General features: G+C 72.7%; 18 protein-coding genes. 14 read left to right on the top strand and 4 right to left on the bottom strand.

Annotated features, from left to right (window positions below; genetic code table 11):
• Together B351_RS0113420 and rimI are read left to right on the top strand one after the other, a co-directional pair.
• Positions 1–498, top strand: a complete 498-nt coding sequence (locus B351_RS0113420) for a hypothetical protein (RefSeq protein WP_019399552.1) — start codon at positions 1–3, stop codon at positions 496–498.
• Positions 499–548: 50 nt separating this feature from the next.
• Positions 549–1,004 carry a ribosomal protein S18-alanine N-acetyltransferase gene (rimI, locus tag B351_RS0113415; protein ID WP_050992224.1) on the top strand — a complete coding sequence of 152 codons (456 nt, stop codon included), beginning with the start codon at positions 549–551 and terminating at the stop codon, positions 1,002–1,004.
• A gap of 193 nt (positions 1,005–1,197) precedes the next feature.
• On the opposite strand, the gene B351_RS0113410 is transcribed toward rimI, so the two are convergent.
• The 3 genes from B351_RS0113410 to B351_RS0113400 form a co-directional block, all read right to left on the bottom strand.
• Entirely contained in the window at positions 1,198–4,026 is a 2,829-nt protein-coding gene (locus B351_RS0113410) for a valine--tRNA ligase (protein ID WP_019399550.1), read from the bottom strand.
• A gap of 129 nt (positions 4,027–4,155) precedes the next feature.
• Entirely contained in the window at positions 4,156–4,578 is a 423-nt protein-coding gene (locus B351_RS0113405) for a DNA polymerase III subunit chi (protein ID WP_019399549.1), read from the bottom strand.
• Positions 4,579–4,588: 10 nt separating this feature from the next.
• Positions 4,589–6,079, bottom strand: a complete 1,491-nt coding sequence (locus tag B351_RS0113400; protein ID WP_019399548.1) for a leucyl aminopeptidase — start codon at positions 6,077–6,079, stop codon at positions 4,589–4,591.
• A gap of 120 nt (positions 6,080–6,199) precedes the next feature.
• On the opposite strand from B351_RS0113400, the gene lptF reads away from it, so the two are divergent.
• Both lptF and lptG read left to right on the top strand, forming a co-directional pair.
• A complete protein-coding gene (lptF, locus tag B351_RS0113395; protein WP_019399547.1) occupies positions 6,200–7,282 on the top strand; it encodes an LPS export ABC transporter permease LptF in 1,083 nt (360 codons plus the stop codon).
• Complete coding sequence (gene lptG, locus B351_RS0113390; RefSeq protein ID WP_019399546.1) at positions 7,279–8,379, top strand: LPS export ABC transporter permease LptG; 1,101 nt, start codon at positions 7,279–7,281, stop codon at positions 8,377–8,379. The genes lptF and lptG overlap by 4 nt, the downstream gene beginning before the upstream one ends.
• 3 nt (positions 8,380–8,382) lie before the next feature.
• Here lptG and B351_RS0113385 read toward each other — a convergent pair whose 3' ends face one another.
• Positions 8,383–8,883 carry an RDD family protein gene (locus B351_RS0113385; protein WP_019399545.1) on the bottom strand — a complete coding sequence of 167 codons (501 nt, stop codon included), beginning with the start codon at positions 8,881–8,883 and terminating at the stop codon, positions 8,383–8,385.
• A gap of 130 nt (positions 8,884–9,013) precedes the next feature.
• Between B351_RS0113385 and xerD the strand changes: the two genes are divergently transcribed.
• The 10 genes from xerD to bcsB all read left to right on the top strand — a co-directional run bounded on the left by xerD (position 9,014) and on the right by bcsB (position 23,522).
• The gene (gene xerD, locus B351_RS0113380) at positions 9,014–9,949 is read left to right on the top strand and encodes a site-specific tyrosine recombinase XerD (RefSeq protein ID WP_050992222.1); all 936 of its coding nucleotides are present in this window, start codon (positions 9,014–9,016) and stop codon (positions 9,947–9,949) included.
• 223 nt (positions 9,950–10,172) lie between these two features.
• Positions 10,173–10,973, top strand: coding sequence for a thioredoxin fold domain-containing protein (locus tag B351_RS0113375; RefSeq protein ID WP_019399543.1), 801 nt, complete (start codon positions 10,173–10,175; stop codon positions 10,971–10,973).
• A 100-nt stretch (positions 10,974–11,073) separates the two neighbouring features.
• Entirely contained in the window at positions 11,074–14,967 is a 3,894-nt protein-coding gene (purL, locus tag B351_RS0113370) for a phosphoribosylformylglycinamidine synthase (RefSeq protein WP_019399542.1), read from the top strand.
• A 114-nt stretch (positions 14,968–15,081) separates the two neighbouring features.
• On the top strand, positions 15,082–15,930 hold the full coding sequence (locus B351_RS0113365) for a glycosyltransferase family 2 protein (RefSeq protein ID WP_019399541.1): 849 nt from the start codon (positions 15,082–15,084) through the stop codon (positions 15,928–15,930).
• The gene (locus tag B351_RS0113360; protein WP_019399540.1) at positions 15,927–16,772 is read left to right on the top strand and encodes a glycosyltransferase family 2 protein; all 846 of its coding nucleotides are present in this window, start codon (positions 15,927–15,929) and stop codon (positions 16,770–16,772) included. Before B351_RS0113365 ends, B351_RS0113360 begins: the two co-directional genes overlap by 4 nt.
• The gene (gene pncB, locus B351_RS0113355) at positions 16,769–17,980 is read left to right on the top strand and encodes a nicotinate phosphoribosyltransferase (RefSeq protein ID WP_019399539.1); all 1,212 of its coding nucleotides are present in this window, start codon (positions 16,769–16,771) and stop codon (positions 17,978–17,980) included. The genes B351_RS0113360 and pncB overlap by 4 nt, the downstream gene beginning before the upstream one ends.
• A gap of 195 nt (positions 17,981–18,175) precedes the next feature.
• Complete coding sequence (gene bcsD / locus B351_RS0113350; protein WP_019399538.1) at positions 18,176–18,634, top strand: cellulose biosynthesis protein BcsD; 459 nt, start codon at positions 18,176–18,178, stop codon at positions 18,632–18,634.
• 11 nt (positions 18,635–18,645) lie between these two features.
• Complete coding sequence (locus tag B351_RS17690) at positions 18,646–19,029, top strand: hypothetical protein (protein ID WP_156810470.1); 384 nt, start codon at positions 18,646–18,648, stop codon at positions 19,027–19,029.
• Positions 19,030–19,101: 72 nt separating this feature from the next.
• Positions 19,102–21,249 carry a UDP-forming cellulose synthase catalytic subunit gene (bcsA, locus tag B351_RS0113345; protein WP_019399537.1) on the top strand — a complete coding sequence of 716 codons (2,148 nt, stop codon included), beginning with the start codon at positions 19,102–19,104 and terminating at the stop codon, positions 21,247–21,249.
• Positions 21,250–21,290: 41 nt separating this feature from the next.
• Positions 21,291–23,522: a cellulose biosynthesis cyclic di-GMP-binding regulatory protein BcsB gene (bcsB, locus tag B351_RS0113340; protein ID WP_026010715.1), complete on the top strand. Its 2,232-nt coding sequence runs from the start codon at positions 21,291–21,293 to the stop codon at positions 23,520–23,522.
• The last annotated feature ends 6 nt before the right edge of the window (positions 23,523–23,528 follow it).

Genomic DNA, 23,528 nt, shown 5'->3' with positions numbered 1-23,528 from the left:
ATGCAGGCCCAGGCCGGCACGCCGTGGAGCCCACGCCAGCGCTGGTGGCTGCAGGCGCTGGGCTACAGCGTGCTGCGCGTGGCCGGCACGGAGGAGGAGGAACGGCTGGAGCCGGTGCAGGCCCGGGTGGCCGCGCCGGAGCGTCCGGCGCCGCCGACGGCACCGGCGCCGGCGCGCCCGGCGCCCCCGGTCGGCCGCGATCCCGACCGCGATATCGCGCCGCCGCCGCGCCGGCGCGCGCCGGCCGCACCGGAGGCGGATGCGGCGGCCCCGGCGCCCGCGGCCGCCACGTCCATGCCGCGTCCCGGCAGCATGCGCCGCCCGGTGGGCCTGCCCGACCGCCTGCAGCTGGCGGTGCTGCGCGCTTCCGGGCTGCCGCCGACCGACCCGCGGCTGCAGGCCCTGCTGGCCGACTGGCCCAGCGAGCGCCTGCGCGCCGACCCGGCCGCCAAGCGCCAGCTGTGGCCGCTGCTGCGCGCGCTGCGGAGGCCGGCGTGAGCATCGCCGCCTACCGCGAGACCGCGCGGCCGCAGTGGCGGCTGCGCGCCATGCGCGAGGGCGACCTGGACGCGGTGATGGCGATCGAGAAGCGGGCCTATCCGTTCCCGTGGACCCGCGGCATCTTCCGCGACTGCCTGCTGGCCGGGTACCCGGCGCTGCTGGCGCTGCAGGACGACCAGCCGGCCGGCTACGGGGTGATGAGCATCGCCGCCGACGAAGCCCACGTGCTGAACCTGTGCACCGCGCCGGAGCGGCAGTCGCGCGGGCTGGGCCGCTACGTGCTGCGCGCGCTGCTGAGAATGGCGCGCGACCGCGGCGCGCACCGGGTGTTCCTGGAAGTGCGGCCGTCCAATCCACCGGCCATCGCCCTGTACCTGAGCGAGGGCTTCAACGAGATCGGCCGCCGCCCGCGCTACTACCCGGCGCACAATGGCCGCGAGGACGCGCTGGTGATGGCGATGGAGCTGGTCTCCGGCGACATCGCCCGGATGCCGCCGCTCTGACGGCGCCGCTCCCGTCCCTGTTCCGCCGTCCTGCGGAGGCCGCTTAGCCCCGGCAAGCGCAGCGCATCCGCGGAGGCATCACGCCTGCGGGATGCGGCACATGCATGTCCGTGGCGCGCAAACATGCGCCCCACGCAGGGCAGGCTCGCGGGCCGGCAAGCAAACGGGGCGGCCACTGGCCGCCCCGCTGTCCTCAAAGCCGCGCGCGCTGCTCGGTCAGGGCGGCGAGCTTGGTGGTCCAGTCGGCCAGGCGCTGGCGCTCCTGTTCGACCACCGCCGGCGGCACCTTCTCGCTGAAGCGGGCCAGCTTGGCCTCGCTCTTCTCCTTCTCGGCGCAGATGCGCGCGATCTCCTTGTCCAGGCGCGCGCGCTCGGCGTCCAGGTCGACCAGGCCCTGCAGCGGCACCAGCAGCTTCAGCTCGCCGACCACGGCCGCGGCGGCGGCCGGGGCGGCGGCGCCGGCCGCCAGCCATTCGATCGACTCCAGCCGCAGCAGGAAGCGCAACTGGGAGTCGAAGCGGGCGACGCGGGCGCGGTCGGCGTCCACGCCGTCGGCCAGCAGCAGGCGCACCGGCTTGCCCGGCGACACGCCCAGCTCGCTGCGCACGCGGCGCAGGCCGGAGACCATGGCCTTGAGCCATTCGATGTCGGCCTCGGCGGCGGCGTAGTCCTGTCCGGCGAAGTCGGCCTCGGCCGGGTACGGGCGCAGCGACACCGTGGCCGCCGCGATGCCCAGGCGCGGGGCGACCTGGCGCCACAGTTCCTCGGTCACGAACGGGATCAGCGGGTGCAGCAGGCGCAGCAGCGCCTCCAGCACGTACAGCAGGGTGTGGCGGGTGCTGGCCGCGGCCGCGGCGTCGTCGCCGCCCAGGGCCGGCTTGGCCAGCTCCACGAACCAGTCGCAGAACTCGTTCCAGGCGAACTCGTAGAGCGCCTGCGCCAGCAGGTCGAAGCGGTAGGCAGCGAACTGCGCGCGGGCCTCGGCGGTGACCGCGGCCAGGCGCGCCAGGATCCACTTCTCGGCATCGGTCTGCGGCTGCGGCACGCCGCTGGACGAGGCGCCGTCGGTGTTCATCAGCGCGAAGCGGGTGGCGTTCCACAGCTTGTTGCAGAAGTTCTTGTAGCCCTCGGCGCGGCCGAGGTCGAACTTGATGTCGCGGCCGTGGCCGGCCAGCGCGGCGATGGTGAAGCGCAAGGCGTCGGCGCCGTGGGCGGGGATGCCCTCCGGGAATTCCTTGCGCGTGGCCTTCTCGATCTTCTCCGCCAGCTTGGGCTGCATCAGGCCGCGGGTGCGCTTGGCGACCAGGTCCTCCAGCGAGATGCCGTCGATGATGTCCAGCGGGTCGAGCACGTTGCCCTTGGACTTGGACATCTTCTGGCCCTGCGCGTCGCGGATCAGGCCGGTGATGTACACGTCGCGGAACGGCACCTTCCCGGTGAAGTGGTCGGTGGCCATGATCATGCGCGCCACCCAGAAGAAGATGATGTCGAAGCCGGTGACCAGCACCGAGGACGGCAGGTAGCGGTCGAAGCCGCGCTCGGCCATCGCCTTCTCGTCCGGCCAGCCCATGGTCGAGAACGGCCACAGCTGCGAGGAGAACCAGGTCTCCAGCACGTCCGGGTCCTGGCGCAGGGCCACCTCGGCGCCCAGGCCGTGCTTCTGCCGCACCTCGGCCTCGCTGCGGCCGACGTAGCAGTTGCCGGCCTCGTCGAACCAGGCCGGGATGCGGTGGCCCCACCACAGCTGGCGGCTGATGCACCAGTCCTGGATGTTCTCCATCCAGTGGCGGTAGGTGTTGATCCAGTTCGGCGGGACGAACTTCACCTGGCCGGACTCGACCAGCTCCAGGCCGCGCCTGGCCAGCGCGTCCATGCGCACGAACCACTGGTCGGTGAGGTAGGGCTCGATCACCTGGCCGGTGCGGTCGCCGCGCGGCACCTGCAGCTTGTGCGGCCTGGTCTCCACCAGCAGGCCCTGGGCCTCCAGGTCGGCCAGCACGGCCTTGCGTGCCTCGTAGCGGTCCAGGCCGCGGTACTTCTCCGGGGCGTTGTCGTTGACCGCGGCCTCGGGGGTGAAGATGTTGATCAGGGGCAGCTTGTGGCGCACGCCGACCTGGTAGTCGTTGAAGTCGTGCGCCGGGGTGACCTTGACCACGCCGGTGCCGAAGGCGCGGTCCACGTATTCGTCGCCGATCACCGGCACGCGGCGGCCGGTCAGCGGCAGCACCACTTCCTTGCCGACCAGGCCCGGGTAGCGCGGGTCCTCCGGGTGGATCATCACCGCGGTGTCGCCCAGCATGGTCTCCGGGCGGGTGGTGGCCACGACCACGTAGTCGCGGGTCTCGCGCAGGACCTCGTTGCCGTCGGCGTCGAGCTCGACGTACTCGTAGCTCGCGCCGTCGGCCAGCGGGTAGCGGATCGACCAGAGGAAGCCGTCCTCCTCGACGTTTTCCACCTCCAGGTCGGAGATCGCGGTCTTCAGCACCGGATCCCAGTTGACCAGGCGCTGGCCGCGGTAGATCAGGCCTTCCTCGTGCCAGCGCACGAAGGCCTCGACCACCGCCGCCGAGGGCTGCGGGTCCATGGTGAAGGTGCTGCGCGACCAGTCGCCGGAGGCGCCCAGGCGGCGCATCTGCCGCTCGATGGTGTCGCCGGAGCTGGCCTTCCACTCCCAGACCTTGGCGATGAAGCCTTCGCGGCCCAGCGAATCGCGGGTCTCGCCCTTGCCCTCGGCCGCCAGGTTGCGGCTGACCACCATCTCGGTGGCGATGCCGGCATGGTCGGTGCCCATCTGCCACAGCACGTCGTAGCCGTCCATGCGGTGGAAGCGCACCAGCGCGTCCATCAGCGTGTGCTGGAAGGCATGGCCCATGTGCAGGGTGCCGGTGACGTTGGGCGGCGGCAGCAGGATCGAGTACGGCTTGCCCTCGCCGCGCGGCGCGAAGCAGCCGCTGGCTTCCCATTCGGCGTAAAGCCGCGATTCGAAGGTCTTGGGTTCGTAGCCGGAGGGAAGAGTGGACATAAGGGCCGTGATTGGTGATTCGTTATTCGTCATTGGAAAGAGCAGTGCTTCGTCGGACCGGGATGGGTGGCAGGCGGTTTTGCTGTCGCCTTTTCGGATCACCAATCACGAATCCCGAATCACGGCCCCTCACATGTCATGTTTGTTCAGGTCGTAACCCAGGGCCTGGTACTGGCGCCAGCGCTCGCGCAGCGGGCCGCGGGCGGCGGGGTCGGCGGGCACCACTTCCAGGACGCGTTCGCAGGCGGCGGTCCAGGCGGCGTCGCGCAGGTTGATCACCAGCGGGCGCGCCGGGGCCTCGATCTCCGGCGGGACGATCAGGACCGGGGTCAGCTCGTCCTCCTCGTCGCCGGCGATCTGGTGCGGGATGTAGGCGTCCGGCTCGAACGACCACAGCAGGTCGTCCAGTTCCTCGGCCTGGGCCGCGTCGCGCGCCAGCACCAGGGTGAACTGGTTGGTCGCGTAGGCGCGCTTGGCCAGTTCGCACACCAGCAGCAGTGGCTGCCCGGCGAACCGGGGCTTGGCGATCAGGTAGAAGTCGGCGCGGGGCATGGCGGGCCGCTTACGCGGCGCTTCCTTCGGCCGCGCGGTCCAGCAGCCACTGGCTCAGCAGGCCCACCGGGCGGCCGGTGGCCATGCCGCGCTTGCCCTCGTCGCTGGCCGAGCCGGCGATGTCCAGGTGCGCCCAGCGCTGGCCCTCGGTGAAGCGCGAGAGGAAGCAGCCGGCGGTGATCGCGCCGCCCCAGCGGCCGCCGATGTTGTAGACGTCGGCGAAGCTGGACTCCAGCAGGGTCTGGTACTCATCCCATAGCGGCAGGCGCCAGGCGCGGTCGAACACGTGCTCGCCGGCGGCCAGCAGCTCGTCGGCCAGGTCGTCGTGCTTGCTCATCAGGCCGGTGGCGAACTTGCCCAGGGCGACCATGCAGGCGCCGGTGAGGGTGGCCACGTCGACCAGGGCGGCCGGCTGGAAGCGCTGGGCGTAGGTCAGCGCATCGCACAGGATCAGGCGGCCCTCGGCGTCGGTGTTGCCGACCTCGATGGTCTTGCCGGACATGGAGGTGATCACGTCCGACGGGCGGTAGCTGTTGCCGTCGATCGCGTTCTCCACCGCCGGGGCGATCGCCACCAGGTTCAGCGGCAGCTGCATCTTCACCGCGGCGACGAAGGTGCCCAGCACGCTGCCGGCGCCGAGCATGTCGTACTTCATCTCCTCGATGCCGCCCTGGGTCTTCAGGTTGACGCCGCCGGTGTCGAAGGTGATGCCCTTGCCGACCAGCACGTAGGGCCTGGCCGCCTTGTCGGCCGCGCCGTTCCACTTCAGCACGACCAGCTTCGGACGGTTGGCCGAGCCGCGGGCCACGGCCAGCAGCGAGCCCATGCCCAGGGCTTCCATCTGCTGCTCGTCCAGGATCTCGGCCTCCACGCCCTCGTGGGCGGCGGCGAAGGCCTCGGCCTGCGCGGCCAGGTAGGCCGGGTTGCAGATGTTCGGCGGCAGGTTGCCCAGCTCGCGGGTGAAGGCCACGCCCTCGGCGATGGCCTGGCCCTGGGCGAGGGCGGCCGCATCGTCGCCGGCGATGGCCAGCGCGCGCAGGCCCGGCTCGTCCTTCTTCTTGCCCAGGGTGGCGGTGTAGCGGTAGGCGGCGTGGTCGGCGGCGACCACGGCCTGGCGCACGTTCCAGGCCGCGTCGCGGCCGGGGATGGCGACTTCGGACAGGGTGAACAGGGCATGCGCGACCGGGCCGGTCTTCAGCGCCCGCACCGCGTCGGCGGCGGCCTTCAGGTACTGCGGCACGCCGAACTTGGCCGGCTCGCCCAGGCCCAGCACCAGCACCCGCGGCGCGGCCACGCCCGCCAGGTCGTGCAGGACCAGGCTGCTGCCGGTACGGCCATTGAGGTCGCCGCGTTCCAGCAGGGCGCGCAGGCGCCCGCCGCTGGCCTCGTCGATCGCCTGGCCCGCGGGGGTGAGCGTCTTGTCGGCAAAGGCGCCGATCACGACGCAGTCGGTGGCGGCCGCCGCGGCGGCCTCGCGGTTCAGGGTGAATTGCAGGGCCATTGATCAGATTCCGGGAGCAGGTACGTACAATCGCGGATCGCCCCTCGATCATGGGCCGGGAGATCCCGGCCGGCGGGGTCCGCGAAGCGAACCCGGGATTTTATAGGACTGGCCCCGCCGATGCCGAAGCTCGACCGATACCTGCTGCGCGACTTCGTCCAGAGCTTCCTGGCGACCCTGATCGTGCTGCTCACGGTGAGCCTGGGCGGGGTGCTGGTGGACGTGCTGGGCGAGATCGCCGACGGCGGCCTGCCGGCGCGCCTGCTGCTGTCCCAGCTGGGCCTGCAGCTGCTGGTGTACCTGCCGCTGGTGCTGCCGCTGGCGCTGATGCTGGGCCTGATGCTGGCCGTGGCCCGGCTGTACCGCGATTCGGAGATGGCCGTGCTCAACGCCGTGGGCGTCGGCCCGCGGCGCCTGCTGCGGCCGCTGCTGATGGCGGTGCTGCCGGTGGTGCTGCTGGTCGGGCTGTGCTCGCTGTGGCTGGGGCCCTGGGCCCAGCGCACCGCGGCGAAGATGGTCGAGCAGGCCAACCGCAGCCTGATCGTGGCCGGGCTGGAGCCGGGCCGCTTCACCTCCCTGCCCGGCGGCGGGATCGTCTACATCGACGGCATGAGCGAGGATGGCCGCACCTTGCAGGGCGTGTTCCTGCAGCGCGAGCGCGAGGATCGGATCGACGTGGTCACCGCCAGCGGTGGAAGCCTGGAGTTCGGCGGCGATCGCGACCGTTTCCTGCGGCTTGTCGACGGACACCGGGTGGAAGGTCCGATCGGCGGCGGCCTGGACTTCCGCCTGATGCGCTATGCGGTCAACGAGGTGGCGCTGCCCGACCGGGCCGAGGACCGCGGCGAGGACGACCCCGCCATCGCCTCCACCCTGGACCTGTTCGGCGACGGCCGCCCGGCCGCGATTGCCGAGCTGCATGGCCGCCTGGCCCCGCCGCTGCTGGCCCTGGGCTTTGCCCTGCTGACCGTGCCGCTGGCGCGCAGCTCGCCGCGGCAGCAGCGCTACGGCCGGCTGATGCTGGGCTTCCTGGCCTACCTGGTGGGGCTCAACCTGATGTTCATCGGCGTGCGCATGCTGGCCGATGGCCGCCTGCCGGCACCGGCGGGCCTGTGGTGGCTGACCCTGCCGCTGCTGGCCTTCGCCCTGTGGCTGTACCTGCGCGACGGGCGCCTGCCGCGTCCGCGGAGGGTGGCGGCATGAGGTCCCTGGTGCGCCTGCACGACCTGTACATCGGCCGGGTGGTCCTGGCCTCGGTGCTGCTGACCTGGGCGGTGCTGGTTGGCCTGGACGTGGTCCTGGCCCTGTCCGGCCAGCTCGGCGACCTCGGCAAGGGCAGCTACGACTTCCCCACCGCGCTGGCGGTGGTGGCCTATTCGGTGCCGCGCCGGGCCTACACGATCTTCCCGTACGCGGCGGTGATCGGCTCGCTGCTGGGCCTCGGCCAGCTGGCCGGCACCTCGGAGCTGACCGCGCTGCGCGCGCTGGGCCTGTCGCGGCGCCGGCTGTCGATCTCGGTGGCCGCGGCCCTGGTGCTGCTGACCGCGCTGATGGTGCTGACCGGCGAGACCCTGGCCCCCTGGGGCCAGCGCCAGGCCGACCAGCTCAAGCTGGCGGCCAAGACCAACAACGTGGCCATGGCCCGTTACTCCGGCCTGTGGGCCCGCGAGGGCGACACCTTCCTCAACGCGGTCGACGGCCAGGAGCGGGTGGAGGGCGGCCAGCGCGTGCTGGAGCTGCGCGACGTGCGCCTGTACCAGGTGGGCGGGGACGGCCGCCTGCTGGCGCTGACCCGCGCCGGCATGGCCGTGCACGACGCCGGCGGCTGGAAGCTGCGCCAGGTGCGGCGGGTGGCGTTCGGCGAGGCCAGCGCGGTGCAGACCACCGCCGAGGAGCAGCGCTGGAATTCGGAGCTGGATCCCAACGCCCTGGCCGCCGGCGTGACCCGTCCGCGCAACCTCTCGGCCGCCGACCTGCAGGCCAGCATCGAGTACCGCCGGCGCAACGGCCTGGACGCACGCGACTACGAGGACACCTACTGGAGCCGCTGGTTCTACCCGTTGAACGTGCTGGCCCTGTGCCTGGCCGCGGTGCCGTTCGCGTTCGGCAGCCTGCGCAGCGGCGGCATGGGCAAGCGCCTGTTCCTGGGCATCGTGTTCTCGCTGGGCTTCATGCTGCTGCAGATGCAGTTCGGGCGGCTGGCCGGGGCGTTCCGCTTCGACTACCGCATCGCCTACGCCCTGCCGCCGATGCTGATGCTGGCCACCTCGTGGTGGCTGTTCCGGCGCAAGTCCGGCTGAGGCCTACTTCTTGCGCTTCGGCAGCCGCTCCAGGCCGGTACCGCTGGCGCGGTCGTGCCAGGCCAGGCGGCCGCGGTCGAACCAGGCCCACCAGAAGCCCAGCCCGCCGGCCAGCAGCGACAGCGTGCCCACCGCGTAGCGCAACCACAGCGCCCGCCATGACGGCGGCGCGCCGTCGGCCGTGCGCAGCCGCAGCCGCCACGGGCGCATGCCCAGGGTCTGGCCGCCGCGGCGCCAGCTGACGGTGGCGTACAGGCCGGTGACCGCCCAGCACGCGGACCACAGCAGCCAGGACATCAGGCTGAAGGGCTCGATGTTGTGGCGGGTGTCGCCGCCGTGCAGGGCCACGTCCAGCAGCACGAACGGGATCGCGGTCAGCATCCACAGTGCCACCACCGGCAGCAGGTCGTAGCACAGGGACAGCAGGCGGCGGAGGACCAGCGCCGATGGGCGCGCGGCGGAAGCCGCTTCGGCGGCAGGGGAGGGCTGGGCGGGGACGTGCATGCGGCAAAGGATAGCGGCGCGGCGACGTATCCTGTTGCGCGATGAAGCGCCGTTGCCCCGCCTGCCACGCCGCCGGAGCCGCCCGGTGAGCGACCGTCCCCGCACTGCGGCCGAGCGCCGCGGGCAGGCCATGGCCCTGCCGCCGCTGCGCGAGGACGATGCCCGCGCGATCGCGCGCTTCCTGGACGCTGCCTGGGCCGAGCGCGGCCTGGCCCGGGCCAGCCTGGAGGCCTACCGCCGCGACCTGGAGCTGCTGGCGCGCTGGCGCGACGGCGCCGGCGGCGGGCTGGTGGGCGCCGACCGCGAGGCGTTGTTCGCCTACCTGGCCTGGCGCGCGGACCAGGGCTACGGCCCGCGCAGCAATGCCCGCCTGCGCGCCTGCCTGCGCGCGTTTTACGCCCACCTGGTCCTGGCGGGGATCCGCCGGGACGACCCGGCCGCGCTGATCGACCCGCCCCGCCTGCCGCGGCCGCTGCCCAAGGCCATGTCCGAGTCCCAGGTCGCGGCCCTGCTCGCAGCGCCGGACGTGTCCACGCCCGAGGGGCTGCGCGACCGCGCCATGCTCGAGCTGATGTACGCCGCCGGCCTGCGCGTGAGCGAGCTGGTCAACCTGCCGGCCAATGCGGTCAACCTGCGCCAGGGCGTGGTCCGGGTGCGCGGCAAGGGCTCGAAGGAGCGGCTGGTGCCGCTGGGCGAGGAATCGCAGGACTGGCTCGAGCGCTACCTGCGCGAGGCCCGCCCGGTGCTGGCCGGCGGCCGTCCGGTGGCGCCCGACGCCAGCGGCGAGGTGCCGCTGTTCCTCGGTGCCGGCCGCAGCGCGCCGACCCGCCAGGACTTCTGGCGCGCGATCAAGCGCCATGCCGCCGCCGCCGGGATCGATCCACGCTCGGTGACCCCGCACGGCCTGCGCCACAGCTTCGCCACCCACCTGCTCAACCACGGCGCCGACCTGCGCGCGCTGCAGCTGCTGCTGGGCCACTCCAGCCTGTCGACCACCCAGATCTACACCATGGTCGCGCGCCAGCACCTCCAACGCCTCCACGCAAAGCACCATCCGAGGGGGTGAGCCCCTTTTGCGGCATGCCGCAAAAGGGGCGAACGCCCGGCCATGGATGGCCGGGCCGGGGCCTAAGCCGACGTGCGCCAGGGATGGCAGGCTCCCTGGGCCCCTGCCGGCGGGGGGGCAGGCGCCGCGATACCGCGGAGGAAGCGCCGGCCAGGCCCCGGTGCGGATCCGCTCATCGGCGCTGTGCCAGAATCCCCGGCCTCAGTCCCGACAGGTTTTCCGAATGTTCCGACCGCTTGCCGTCGCGCTGCTCTGCGCGATCAGCCTTGGCGCCTGTGCCCAGCCGGCTCCGTCCACGCCCGACAAGGCCGCAGGGGGCGCCAAACCGGGCGCTGCCGGCAAGGGCGGTCCCGAGCAGGCGGTGCGCGCCGCGCTGGCGGAGGTGGTCCCGGGCGCGGAGCCGGATTACCTCGGCGCGGCGCCGTTCCCCGGCTTCCGCGAGGTCCTGCTCGAGGGCCAGGTGCTGTACGTCTCCGACGACGGCCGCTACCTGCTGCAGTCGCAGCCGATCGACCTGAAGGCGCGCGCGCCGGCCGCCAGCCCGGGCCTCAACGCCTACCGCCGCAAGGTCCTGGCCGGGGTTCCGAAGGAGGAGCGCATCGTGTTCGCGCCGGCCAACCCGGCGTACACGGTGACCGTGTTCACCGACGTCGAATGCGGCTACTGCCGGCGCATGCACGAGCAGATCGCCGAGTACAACCGCCAGGGCATCGCGGTGGAGTACCTGGCCTTCCCGCGCATGGGCATGGCCAGCCAGGACTTCCGCGACATGGTCTCGGTGTGGTGCGCGCCCGACCGGCGCCGCGCCCTGACCGAGGCCAAGGCCGGCGGCCGGGTGCAGGCGCGCAGCTGCACCAGCCCGGTGGCGATGCACTACACGATCGGCCAGCGGGTCGGGGTCAACGGCACCCCGGCGGTGTTCGCGCCCGATGGCACCCAGCTGGGCGGCTACATGGCCCCGGCGGCGCTGCGCGAGGCGCTGGACCGCCTGGCCGGCAAGGGCGAGGGCGCCGGCGGGCGCTGAACCGCCGCTTCCGGCGCGGCCGCCACCGCGGCCGCCCGCGGCGAAGCCGGCGGCCGGGTCCGGTACAATGGCCGGCCTTTCCCAGCGACATCTCCCGGACATGATCGTCCTCGAGGGCGCGCCCGCCCTTTCGCCGTTCCGTCGGCAACGGCTCCAAACCCGCCTGCAGTCCCTCGTCCCCGGCCTGCGCATCGAAGGCGCCTGGCACGTCTACTTCGTCCAGCCGGGCGATGCCGCACCGGATCCGGACGCGCTCAACCGCATCCTCCAGGCCGGCCCGGAGCCGGCGCCGCGGGCCGAAGGCGCGCTGTCGCGCTACGTGGTGCCGCGCCTGGGCACGCGCTCGCCGTGGTCGAGCAAGGCCACCGAACTGCTGCAGGGCGCCGGCCAGCCGGTCGCCCGGGTCGAGCGCGGCATGCGCCTGGACCTGGCGGGCTGGCCGGACGACGCCGCCACCCAGGCCGCGCTCGGCAAGCTGCTGCACGACCCGATGACCCAGTCGCTGCTGGAGTCGCGCGAGGCGGCCTCGGCGCTGTTCGCCGCCCCGGCGCGGCGCCCGCTGGAGCGCATCCCGCTGGACGGGCTGGAAGCGGCCAACCGCCGCCTGGGCCTGGCCCTGGCCGAGGACGAGATCGAGTACCTGCGCGCGCGCTACGCCGAGCTGGGCCGCGATCCCTCGGACGTTGAGCTGATGATGTTCGCGCAGGCCAACTCCGAGCACTGCCGGCACAAGATCTTCAACGCCAGCTGGACCATCGACGGCAAGGAGCAGGAGCGTTCCCTGTTCCGGATGATCCGCAACACCCACCAGAAGGCGCCGCAGCACACGCTCAGCGCGTACAGCGACAACGCCGCGGTGATCGAGGGTCACGTGGCCTCGCGCTACCGCCCGGACCCGGCGACCGGCGAGTACCGCAGCGAGCCGCCGGTGCCCTCGGCGTTCCAGATCAAGGTCGAGACCCACAACCATCCCACCGCGATCTCGCCGTTCGCGGGCGCCTCCACCGGCGCCGGCGGCGAGATCCGCGACGAGGGCGCCACCGGCCGCGGCGGCAAGCCCAAGGCCGGCCTGACCGGCTTCACCGTGTCCCACCTGCGCATCCCCACGCTGCCGCAGCCGTGGGAGGGCGAGCGCGCGCTCAACCCGCGCATGGCCCCGGCGCTGGAGATCATGCTCGACGGCCCGCTGGGTGGCGCCGCGTTCAACAACGAGTTCGGCCGGCCGAACCTGCTGGGCTACTTCCGCAGCTTCGAGCTGCCGGAAGGCGAGGGCCCGGACGGCAGCAAGCTGGTCCGCGCCTACGACAAGCCGATCATGCTGGCCGGCGGCCTGGGCGCGATCGACCGCGTGCAGGTGGAGAAGATCCCGCTCAAGCCCGGCGACGCGGTGATCGTGCTCGGCGGCCCGGCGATGCTGATCGGCCTGGGCGGTGGCGCCGCCAGTTCGGTGGCCTCCGGCGAGAGCGCCGAGGACCTGGATTTCGCCAGCGTGCAGCGCGACAACCCGGAGATGGAGCGCCGCTGCCAGGAGGTCATCGACCGCTGCGTGGCGATGGGCGAGCGCAACCCGATCCACTTCTTCCACGACGTCGGCGCCGGTGGCCTGTCCAATGCCATCCCCGAGCTGCTGCACGACTCCGGCGTGGGCGGCGTGATCGACCTGGCCAGGGTGCCGACCGACGACCCGTCGCTGTCGCCGCTGGAGCTGTGGTGCAACGAGTCGCAGGAGCGCTACGTGCTGGGCATCCCGGCCGAACGCCTGGACGAGTTCGCCGAGATCTGCGCGCGCGAGCGCTGCCCGTTCGCCGCCGTGGGCGTGGCCACCGCCGAGCAGCGGCTGGTCGTGGCCTACGGCGCGACCCCGGGCAACATCCCGGCCGACCCGGCGATCGACCTGCCCATGGACGTGCTGTTCGGCAAGCCGCCGAAGATGCACCGCGACACCGTGCACCCGGCGCCCGCGCCGTGGCCGGCGCTGAGCACCGCCGCGCTGGACCTGCGCCAGGCCGGCCTGCGCGTGCTCGCGCACCCGACCGTGGCCGCCAAGAGCTTCCTGGTCACCATCGGCGACCGCAGCGTCGGCGGCCTGACCGCGCGCGACCAGATGATCGGCCCCTGGCAGCTGCCGCTGGCCGACTGCGCCATCACCCTGGCCGACTACGACGGCGTGGCCGGCGAGGCCATGGCGATCGGCGAGCGCACCCCGCTGGCCCTGCTGGATTCGGCCGCGGCCGCGCGCATGGCGGTGGGCGAGGCGATCACCAACCTGTGTGCGGCGCCGGTCGAGGCGCTGGAGCAGGTCAAGCTGTCGGCCAACTGGATGGCGGCCGCCGGCCACCCGGGCGAGGATGCGCTGCTGTACGACGCCGTGCACGCGGTGGGCATGGAACTGTGCCCGGAGCTGGAAGTCAGCATCCCGGTGGGCAAGGACTCGCTGTCGATGCAGGCGCAGTGGCAGGCCGACGGCCAGCCGCAGAAGTCGGTGTCGCCGGTGTCGCTGGTGGTCTCGGCGTTCGCGCCGGTGGCCGACGTGCGCCGGCAGCTGACCCCGCTGCTGGCCGCCGAGCCGGAAAGCGACCTGTGGCTGATCGGACTGGGTGGCGGGCGCCAGCGCCTGGGCGGCTCGGTGCTGGCCCAGGTGCACGCCGAAGGCCAGCTGCCGGCGTTTGGCGGCGAGGTCCCGGACCTGGACGACCCCGAGCGCCTGCGCAACTTCTTCGCCCTCATCCGCGATGCGCGCGAGGCCGGGCTGCTGCTGGCCTACCACGACCGCAGCGACGGCGGCGCCTTCGCCGCGCTGTGCGAGATGGCCTTCGCCTCGCGCCGCGGCCTGGACATCGTGCTCGACGGCTGGGGCGATGATCCGTTCCGCACCCTGTTCAACGAGGAGCTGGGCGCGATCGTGCAGGTCGCCGACGAGGACCGCGCCGCGTTCGCCGACCTGGTCGAGCGCCATGCCCTGACCGAGTGCGCCCAGCGCATCGCCCGTCCGACCGGCACTCCGCGCGTCCGCGTGCGCCATTCCGGCGCGCTGCTGGCGCAGTGGGAGTGGGACGAGCTGTTCGATGCCTGGTGGTCGGTCACCCACGCCATGCAGAAGCTGCGCGACAACCCCGACAGCGCCGACGAGGAGCGCGCGGTGGCGCGCGATTTCTCCGCCCCGGGACTGAAGCCGCAGCTGAGCTTCGACCCGGCCGAGGACGTGGCCGCGCCGTTCATCAACACCGGCGCGCGGCCGCGGGTGGCGATCCTGCGCGAGCAGGGCGTCAACAGCCACATCGAGATGGCGCGCGCGTTCGACCGCGCCGGGTTCACCCCGGTCGACGTGCACATGAGCGACCTGGTCGCCGGCCGCGCCACCCTGGACGGGTTCAAGGGCCTGGCGGCGTGCGGCGGCTTCAGCTACGGCGACGTGCTTGGCGCCGGCCGCGGCTGGGCCACCTCGATCCTGGAGCGCCCGGAGCTGCGTGCCGCGTTCGCCGCGTTCTTCGCCCGGCAGGACACCTTCTCGCTGGGCGTGTGCAACGGCTGCCAGATGATGAGCCAGCTCAAGGACATCATCCCCGGTGCCCGCCACTGGCCGAAGTTCCTGCGCAACCGCAGCGAGCAGTTCGAGGCCCGCACCTCGCTGCTGGAGGTGGTGGAGTCGCCCTCGGTGCTGCTGCGCGGGATGGCCGGTTCGCGCATCCCGGTGGCGGTGGCGCACGGCGAGGGCCGCGCCGAGTTCGACTCGGCGGTGGACCAGGCGGCCGCGCGCGTGGCCCTGCGCTACGTGGACGGCGACGGCAACATCGCCACCACCTATCCGCTCAACCCCAACGGCTCGCCGGACGGCATCACCGGCCTGACCAGCGAGGACGGCCGCGCCACCATCCTGATGCCGCATCCGGAGCGGGTGGCGCGCACGGTCAACCTCAGCTGGCATCCGGGCGACTGGGGCGCCGACTCGCCGTGGATGCGGATGTTCCGCAACGCGCGCGTGTGGGTCGGCTGAGCCCCCCGGACATGGAGTGAACGACGGCGCCCCGGCGGGCGCCGTCGCGTATCCGGGCCGGGCGCGCGGCCCTGCTAAAGTTGCGCCGTTTCCAGAAGGAGTCCCGGTCCCGCCGTGAGCGACCTGCCCATCGTGCTGCTGCCGCTTGCCGCCGACGAGGACGCGCTGGATGCCTGCCTGGCCGCGCTCGACGCCGCCACGCCCGCCGGCACCCCGGTGTGGCTGGCCGACGACGCCCAGGCCGGCCCGCGCGGCGTGGCCCTGGTGGAGCGCTGGCTGCAGCGCACCCGGCTGCGCGCCGAGTACACCCGCCGCCCGCAGCCGGTCGGACCGGTCGCGCACCTGCAGCAGATGCTGGCCGCCTGCGGCGACGCCGACGTGGTGGTGCTCTCGGCCGACGCGCGGCCGCTGCCGGGCTGGCTGGCGCAGCTGGCCGCCTGCCTGGCGCGTGACGCCTCCATCGCCACCGCCACCCCGTGGTGCAATGCCGGCGAGGTCGCCAGCTGGCCACGCCTGGGCGAGGTCGCGCCGGCGCCGGCCGATCCGGCGCTGACCGCGCAGGCCTGCGCGGCGATGGCGCCGCGCCACCCGGAGCTGCCGACCGCGGTCGACCACGCCGTGGCCCTGCGCGGTTCGGCGCGCGCCCGCGCCGGCGGCCTGGACACGGCCAGTTTCGGCTCCTGGTATGGGGCCCTGGCCGACCTGTCGCTGCGCCTGGCCGGGCTGGGCTGGCGCAACGTGCTATGCGAAACCGCGTTCGTCGCCCGCGGCGGCGAGGGCGGGGCGGCCCAGGGCGACCTCGACCTGCTGGCCGCGCGCTGGCCGGCCTGGCAGGCACGGCTGGCGGACTTCCTGATGCGCGACCCGTTGCGTGCCGCGCGCGCCGAGCTGCAGGACCTGCACGCGCGCCTGCGCGACAGCCGCCAGGACGACCTGTTCGACGTTGCCGGGGCCAGCGCATGAGCACGCCGGCGGACATCGCCGCGGTGGTGGTCAGCTACCGCAGCGCCTCGACCCTGGACGCCTGCCTGCACCGGCTGCGCATCGCCGACGGGGTCGCCCAGATCCGGGTGGTGGACAACGGTTCGGACGACGGCACCCTGGAGATCGCGCGCCAGCACGCGGTGGCCGACCCGCGGGTGCGCTTCATCGCCAACCCCGACAATCCCGGCTTCGCGGTGGCCTGCAACCAGGGCGCGGCGGACACCGATGCGCCGTGGCTGGCCTTCGTCAATCCCGACCTGCAGGTGGAGCGCGACTCGCTGGTGCGCCTGCGCGCGCACGCGCTCGCCCATGGCGGGCCCTGCCTGCTGGGCGCGGACCTGTACGGCGAGGACGGCGTTCACGACGGCGCCGCGCGCCGCCGCGATCCGGACTTCGCGGCGATGCTGCGCAACCCGGCGGCCGCGGCGAAGCTGGACGTGGCGGCCGATCCGGAGCGGGTGCTGCAGCCGGTGGACGCGGTGTCCGGCGCGCTGATGCTGGTGCCGCGGGAGCTGTTCGGGCGCATCGGCGGGTTCGACGAAGGCTACCGCCTGCATGCCGAGGACCTGGACCTGTGCCGCCGCGCGCGCCGGGCCGGGGCACTGGTGGCGGTGGCCAACGACGTGGCCGTGCTGCACGTGCGCGGCGTGTCCAGCCGCTCGCGCCCGCTGTTCGTGGAGTGGCACAAGCACCGCGGGCTTTGGCGCTACTTCTCCCGTTTCGAGGCGCCCCGTCGCGGACCGCTGGTCCGTGCCGCGGTGTTCGCCGCGATCTGGGCCCATTTCCTGGCGCGGCTGCCGCGCATGTGGCCGCGTCGATGACGCTCCCGGAGGCGACCGTGCCGATCATTCCCTCGCTGCTGGACACCGACCTGTACAAGCTGACGATGATGCAGGCGGTGCTGCACCAGCATCCCGGCGCCCAGGTCGAATACCTGTTCCGCTGCCGCAGCGAAGGCGTGGACCTGGTCCCGTACCTGGACGCGATCTCCGACCAGATCGACGCCCTGTGCGCGCTGCGCGCCACCCCGGAGGAGCTGGACTACCTGCGCGGGCTGCGCTTCATCAAGCCGGACTTCGTCGACTTCCTCGGCCTGTTCCACTTCGACCGCAAGTACGTGCAGTTGCGCGCCAACCCGGACGAGAACGGCGGCATCGAGCTGCGCGTGCGCGGGCCGTGGCTGCACACCATCCTGTTCGAGGTGCCGCTGCTGGCGATCGTCAGCGAGCTGTACATGACCGGCACCTACGGCCCGCCGGACCGCGAGGAAGGCCTGCGCCGGATCCGCGCCAAGACCGCGCGCCTGCGCGAGGCGGTGGGCTTCGAGGACTGCGTGATCACCGACTTCGGCACCCGCCGGCGCTATTCGCACGCCTGGCACGGCGAGGTGCTGCCGCACCTGCGCGCCGAGTTCGGCAGCCACTTCGTCGGTACCTCCAACGTGTACTTCGCGCGCAAGTACGGCCTGGTGCCGCAGGGCACGATGGCCCACGAGTGGCTGCAGGCGTTCCAGGCCCTGGGCCCGCGCCTGCGCGATTCGCAGGTGGCCGCGTTCGATACCTGGGCGCGCGAGTACCGCGGCGACCTGGGCGTGGCCCTGACCGACGTGATCGGGCTGGATGCCTTCCTGCGCGACTTCGACCTGTACTTCTGCAAGCTGTTCGACGGCATGCGCCACGACTCCGGCGACCCGTTCGAATGGGGCGAGCGGATCATCGCCCACCTGCAGGCCCACCGGATCGACCCTCGCACCAAGACCCTGGTGTTCAGCGACGGCCTGGACATCGAGCGGGTGATGGCGCTGTACGACCACTTCCGCGGTCGCTGCCGCATGTCCTTCGGGGTCGGCACCAACCTCACCAACGACCTCGGCCCCAGGCCGCTGCAGATCGTGATGAAGATGGTCCGCTGCAACGACCAGCCGGTGGCCAAGCTCAGCGACAGCCCGGGCAAGACCATGGTCGACGACCCAGGCTACCTGGCCTACCTGCGTCAGGTATTCTCGGTGGCCGAGCCCCCAGAACGCTGATCCGGCGAGGGGTGTGACGCAATGCGTCAGAAAGTGGCGTAGTGCGTCAGCTGGCTAACTGAATACTGTGGCGCTGGTTTTTGCGACGTAATTCGCATATTTTTTTGTGCGCCGGTACTCGGTGCCGGTCTTGCGAAAGCTCGGGTCCGTATCCCCCTTCCCCCATTGCCCTGGCCTCGACCGGGGAGTTGCCGCATGAGCCCTGCCGACCTGCTGGACCACTACCGCTCCCGTTGCTGTTCGCCGCAATGGCAGGGCTTCGTGCGCGCGCTGTGCGAGGAACTGGAACAGGGGCTGGACGAGAGCGACCGCGCGCGCCTGATGGCGCGGCTCGGCGGGCGCTTCGCCGCAGCCCATCCGCTGCCCGAGGCGGCGACCCTGCAGGCGCTGCAGGACGCGGCCAACGCGGTGTGGGCGGCGCTGGACTGGGGCCGGGTGGAATTCGAGGAGCAGCCTGACTGCGTGCTGGTCCGGCACGGCGCCTCGCCGCTGGCGGCCGCGGGCGGAACCGGGCGGCCGTGGCTTGCCGCCTACCTGGAAGGCGTCTACCGCGCCTGGTTCCACGCCGCCGGAGGCGCGCCGGTGCTGGACGTGGTGTGTACCCAGGCCGATGCCGGCCATGTCGACAGCTACGTGCTGTGCCGCGTGACCTGAGGGCCTCCCCGATGCGCGACCCGAACTCCCCGAGCAGCGGCGACGACGACGTCGCCGGACTGTTCAACCGCCTCGGTGCAGACGGCGGGGTGGACTACCGCGATTTCGGCACCCGGCGCCTGCGGACGCCGAAGCCCGCGCCTGCGGCCGCGGCAAGGCCGGCACCTGCACCTGCACCTGCACCTGCACCTGCAACGGCAACGGCAACGGCAACGGCTCCCGCGATCGCGATCGGGGCCGGCGAAGACGCGTCCGTCGTCCCGGCAGCCCCGGCTGCCGCCCGCGCGCTGCCGCCGGCGCCGCGCACGCCGTTGCAGCAATTGTTCGACCGCCTGGCAGGGGCCAGCGCGGAGACCGGCAACGAGAGCCCGCTGCGGCGGCTGCGTGGCCACTGATCCAGCCAGGCGGGCGCCTGCCGGGTTCGGCGGGAACTGATCCGGGCGCCCGGACGCGACGAGGACATGCGAATGGGACTGGGGGACAAGCGGGAGGGAAGCGTCGTGGGCGGCAAGCTGGCGACCGCCGCGCTGTGGGTCGCCGGGCTGGCGCTGGTCGGCTTCGTGGCCAGCGTGCCGCTGGACGTGAAGCAGCAGTTCGTGCTGTCGGCGGCGGTGTTCGTCGCCGCGCTGCTGCTGCGGCGCAGTTCCAGCCGGCTGGTGGTGCTGGCGCTGATGGGTCTGTCGCTGGCCATGTCCACCCGCTACATCTGGTGGCGCCTGACCCGGACCATGGACGTGGGGACCCCCCTGGACCTGGTGCTGGGCAGCGGCCTGCTGGTGGCCGAGCTGTACGCCTTCCTGGTGCTGGTACTGGGCTACTTCCAGGTCGCCTGGCCGCTCAACCGCAGGCCGGTGCCGCTGCCCCAGGACCAGTCGCAGTGGCCGACGGTCGACGTGTTCATCCCCACCTACAACGAGCCGCTGGCGGTGGTGCGCACCACCGTGCTGGCGGCCTCGGTGCTGGACTGGCCGGAGGACAAGCTCAACGTCTACGTGCTCGACGACGGCCGCCGCGACGAGCTGCGCGAATTCTGCGAGCAGGCCGGCGTGCACTACCTGACCCGCACCAACAACAGCCACGCCAAGGCCGGCAACATCAACGCCGCGCTGAAGAAGACCTCCGGCGAATTCGTCGCCATCTTCGACTGCGACCACATGCCCTCGCGCTCGTTCCTGCAGGTGGCGATGGGCTGGCTGGTGCGCGACCCGAAGCTGGCGGTGGTGCAGACCCCGCACTACTTCTTCTCGCCCGATCCGTTCGAGCGCAACCTCGGCACCTTCGGCAAGGTGCCCAACGAGGGCCACCTGTTCTACGGCCTGCTCCAGGACGGCAACGACGCCTGGAACGCGACCTTCTTCTGCGGCTCCTGCGCGGTGATCCGGCGCGGCCCGCTGGAAGAGGTCGGCGGCGTGGCGGTGGAGACCGTGACCGAGGACGCGCATACCGCCATCCGCCTGCACCAGCGCGGCTACGGCAGCGCCTACCTGCCGATCCCGCAGGCCGCCGGCCTGGCCACCGAGAGCCTGTCGGCGCACGTGGGCCAGCGCATCCGCTGGGCGCGCGGCATGGCCCAGATCTTCCGGGTCGACAACCCGCTGTTCGCCCGCGGCCTGAGCTTCGCCCAGCGCATCTGCTACACCAACGCGATGCTGCACTTCTTCTACGGCCTGCCGCGGATCATCTTCCTCACCGCGCCGCTGGCCTTCCTGCTGTTCGGCGCGCACGTGATCCACGCCTCGGCGCTGATGATCCTGGCCTACGCGCTGCCGCACATCGTGCAGTCGGGCTTGACCAACCTGCGGGTGCAGGGCCACTACCGCAGCCTGCTGTGGAACGAGGTCTACGAGACCACCCTCGCCTGGTACATCCTGCTGCCGACCACCATGGCGGTGATCAACCCGAAGCTGGGCAAGTTCAACGTCACCGCCAAGGGTGGCCTGGTGCAGCGCAGCTACTTCGACACCCAGATCGCCAAGCCCTACCTGTTCCTGCTGGTGCTCAACCTCACCGGCATGGCCGCCGGCATCCTGCGGCTGGTGTTCGGCGGCTCCGAGGGCGAGGTGCAGACGCTGTGGCTCAACCTCGGCTGGACCGCCTACAACATGATGATCCTCGGCGCGACCATCGCCACCTGCAGCGAGCAGCGCCAGATCCGCCGCGCCCACCGCGTGCCGCTGCGCATGCCGGCGCTGCTGCACCTGCCGGACGGCACCAGCGTGCCCTGCCACACCATCGACTTCTCCACCGGCGGCATGGCCCTGCGCCCGGACGCGCCGCACCCGCTGGCCCCGGGCACCGAGGTCCAGGTCGAGCTGGGCCACCGCGGCCGCAGCTGCAGCCTGCCGGCGGTGGTGCGCCAGGACCGCGACGAGCACGGCCTGAGCATCGAGTTCCGCGAGCTGGACCTGGAGCAGGAGCGCTGGCTGGTGGCCTCCACCTTCGCCCGCGCCGACCTGTGGCTCTCGCAGTGGGGCCGCCACGACCGCGACACCTTCCTCGGTTCGCTGGGCGGCGTGCTGCGCGCCAGCATGCGCGGCTTCGTGGCGCTGGGCCGGCACGTGGCCAGCAGCAGCCGCGAAGGCTTCCGCGGCCCGCGCGCGGGGGAGAAGGCATGAACCCCAGCCACCGACCCTCCACCCAGACCACCACCGCCCGCATGCGCCTGAGAATCCCGGCCGCCTTCGCCTTCGCCTTCCTGTTCGGACTGGCCCATGCCCAGGACCCGGCCGCCGCCGCGCCGCAGGGCCAGGAGCTGCGCCAGAGCCGCGCCACCCTGCGCCAGCTGGGCGTGGACTACGAGATCACCCTGCGCGGCATCGAGGGCACCGCCGGCGTGCCGTTTCCGGTGCGCAGCGACCAGGTGGTCCAGCGCGCCACCCTGCACCTGAAGTACAGCTATTCGCCGGCGCTGCTGCCGGACCTGTCGCACCTGAAGGTCACGGTCAACGGCGTCACCGCGGCCACCGTGCCGGTGCCCGCCGAGGACGGCGGACGCGACCTTGAGCGCGACATCGAGCTGGACCCGCGCCTGTTCGTGGACCACAACTGGATCAACCTGCAGCTGATCGGCCACTACACCCGCGACTGCGAGGACCCGGACCACACCAGCCTGTGGGCCAACATCGACCGCGGCAGCTACATCGAGCTGGCCTGGGCGCCGCTGCAGCTGGCCGACGACCTGTCGCTGCTGCCGCTGCCGTTCTTCGACCCGCGCGACACCGCGCGCCTGGAGCTGCCGTTCGTGTTCGCCGGGCAGCCGTCCAACGCCACCCTGCAGGCGGCCGGCATCACCGCGTCCTGGTTCGGCGCCCTGGCCGGCTACCGCGGCGCGCTGTTCCCCGCCTACACCGGCATGTTGCCGGCCCAGGGCCACGCGGTGCTGTTCGGCACCCCGCGCAACCCGCCGCCGGGCGTGGAGCTGCCGGAGGTCGAGGGCCCGACCCTGGCCGTCGCCACCCACCCGCAGGACCCCAACGCCAAGCTGCTGCTGGTGCTGGGCCGCGACGAGGACGAGCTGCGCACCGCCGCCAGCGCGCTGGCGCTGGGCACCCCGCTGGCGGGCGAGCGTGCGCTGGTCCGCGACTTCCGCGAGGCCGCGCCGCGCAAGCCCTACGACGCGCCGGCCTGGCTGCCCGGCGACCGCCCGGTGCGCTTCGACGAACTGGTGCCGGACACGGCGGCGCTCAACGTGCGCGGCTACCACCCGGACCTGGTCCGGATCGGCCTGCGCCTGGCCCCGGACCTGTTCGTGTGGGAGAGCGAAGGCATCCCGGTGAACCTGCGCTACCGCTACACCCTGCCCGAGGGCGCGAACCGCTCGGCGCTGAACGTCAGCATCAACGACGCCTTCGTCGCCACCCTGCCGCTGGACGGGCGGCCGCGCGGGCGGGCGCTGCCGGTGCAGCTGTGGCACCAGGTCGCGCCGAAGGGCCGCATGCCGATCGAGCAGCCGCTGCGGTTGCCGACCGGCCCGTTCTCGGCCAGCAGCCAGCTGCGCTTCCACTTCTTCTTCGACCGTCCGGTGGCGGAGGCCTGCAAGAACACCTTCCCCGACGTGTCGGCGGCGATCGATGGCGATTCGACCATCGACGTCAGCGGCTTCGCCCACTTCATCGCCATGCCCAACCTGGCGGCGTTCGGCAACGCCGGCTTCCCGTTCACCCGCCTGGCCGACCTGGCCGAGACCGCGCTGGTGATGCCGGACAACCCCGGCGCCGACGACGTGGCCAATGCCCTGGCCCTGTTCGGGCGCATGGGTGCCTCCACCGGCTACCCGGCGCTGCGCGCGCGCGTGGTCTCCGCCGCCCAGGTCGAGCAGCACGCCGGGCGCGACCTGCTGGTGCTGGGTTCGCGCCGCAACCAGCCGCTGTTCGAGCGCTGGGCCGCGCACCTGCCGGTGGGCGGGCAGGGCGAGGACCGGCGCTTCGCGCTGAGCGACTGGATCGGGCGCAAGCTGCCGTTCCTCTCGCCGGCCGCCCGCCGCACCGACCTGCCGACCACCGCCGAGGTGGCGGTGCGCCCGGAGGCCGGGGACGTGGTGCTGATGGGCTTCGAGTCGCCGCTGCGCGCGCGCCGCAGCGTGGTCGCGCTGATGGCCGACGACCCGGCGCAGGCCACGCGCCTGTTCGAGGCCTGGTTCGACCCGCGGAAGCTGGCCCTGTTCCAGGGCAGCGTGGTCCTGCTGCAGCGGGACAGGCTGGTGAGCCTGGCCGGCAACCAGACCTACCACGTCGGCCGCCTGCCGCCGCTGACGGCGATGCGCTGGTTCTTCGCCAACCACCCGTTGTGGCTGGCGGTGCTGGTGTGCGCGGGCAGCCTGCTGCTGGCGCTGCTCGCGCGCGGGCTGCTGCGGCGCCGTGCCGCCGCCCGGCTGAAGTCGGGGGCTTGATGGAGC

Source organism: Pseudoxanthomonas sp. GW2, assembly GCF_000283075.1.
In the GTDB taxonomy this organism is placed as follows: domain Bacteria; phylum Pseudomonadota; class Gammaproteobacteria; order Xanthomonadales; family Xanthomonadaceae; genus Pseudoxanthomonas.
Note: the sequence above shows the minus strand (reverse complement) of the source record. Positions and strands in the feature narration are given on the sequence as shown.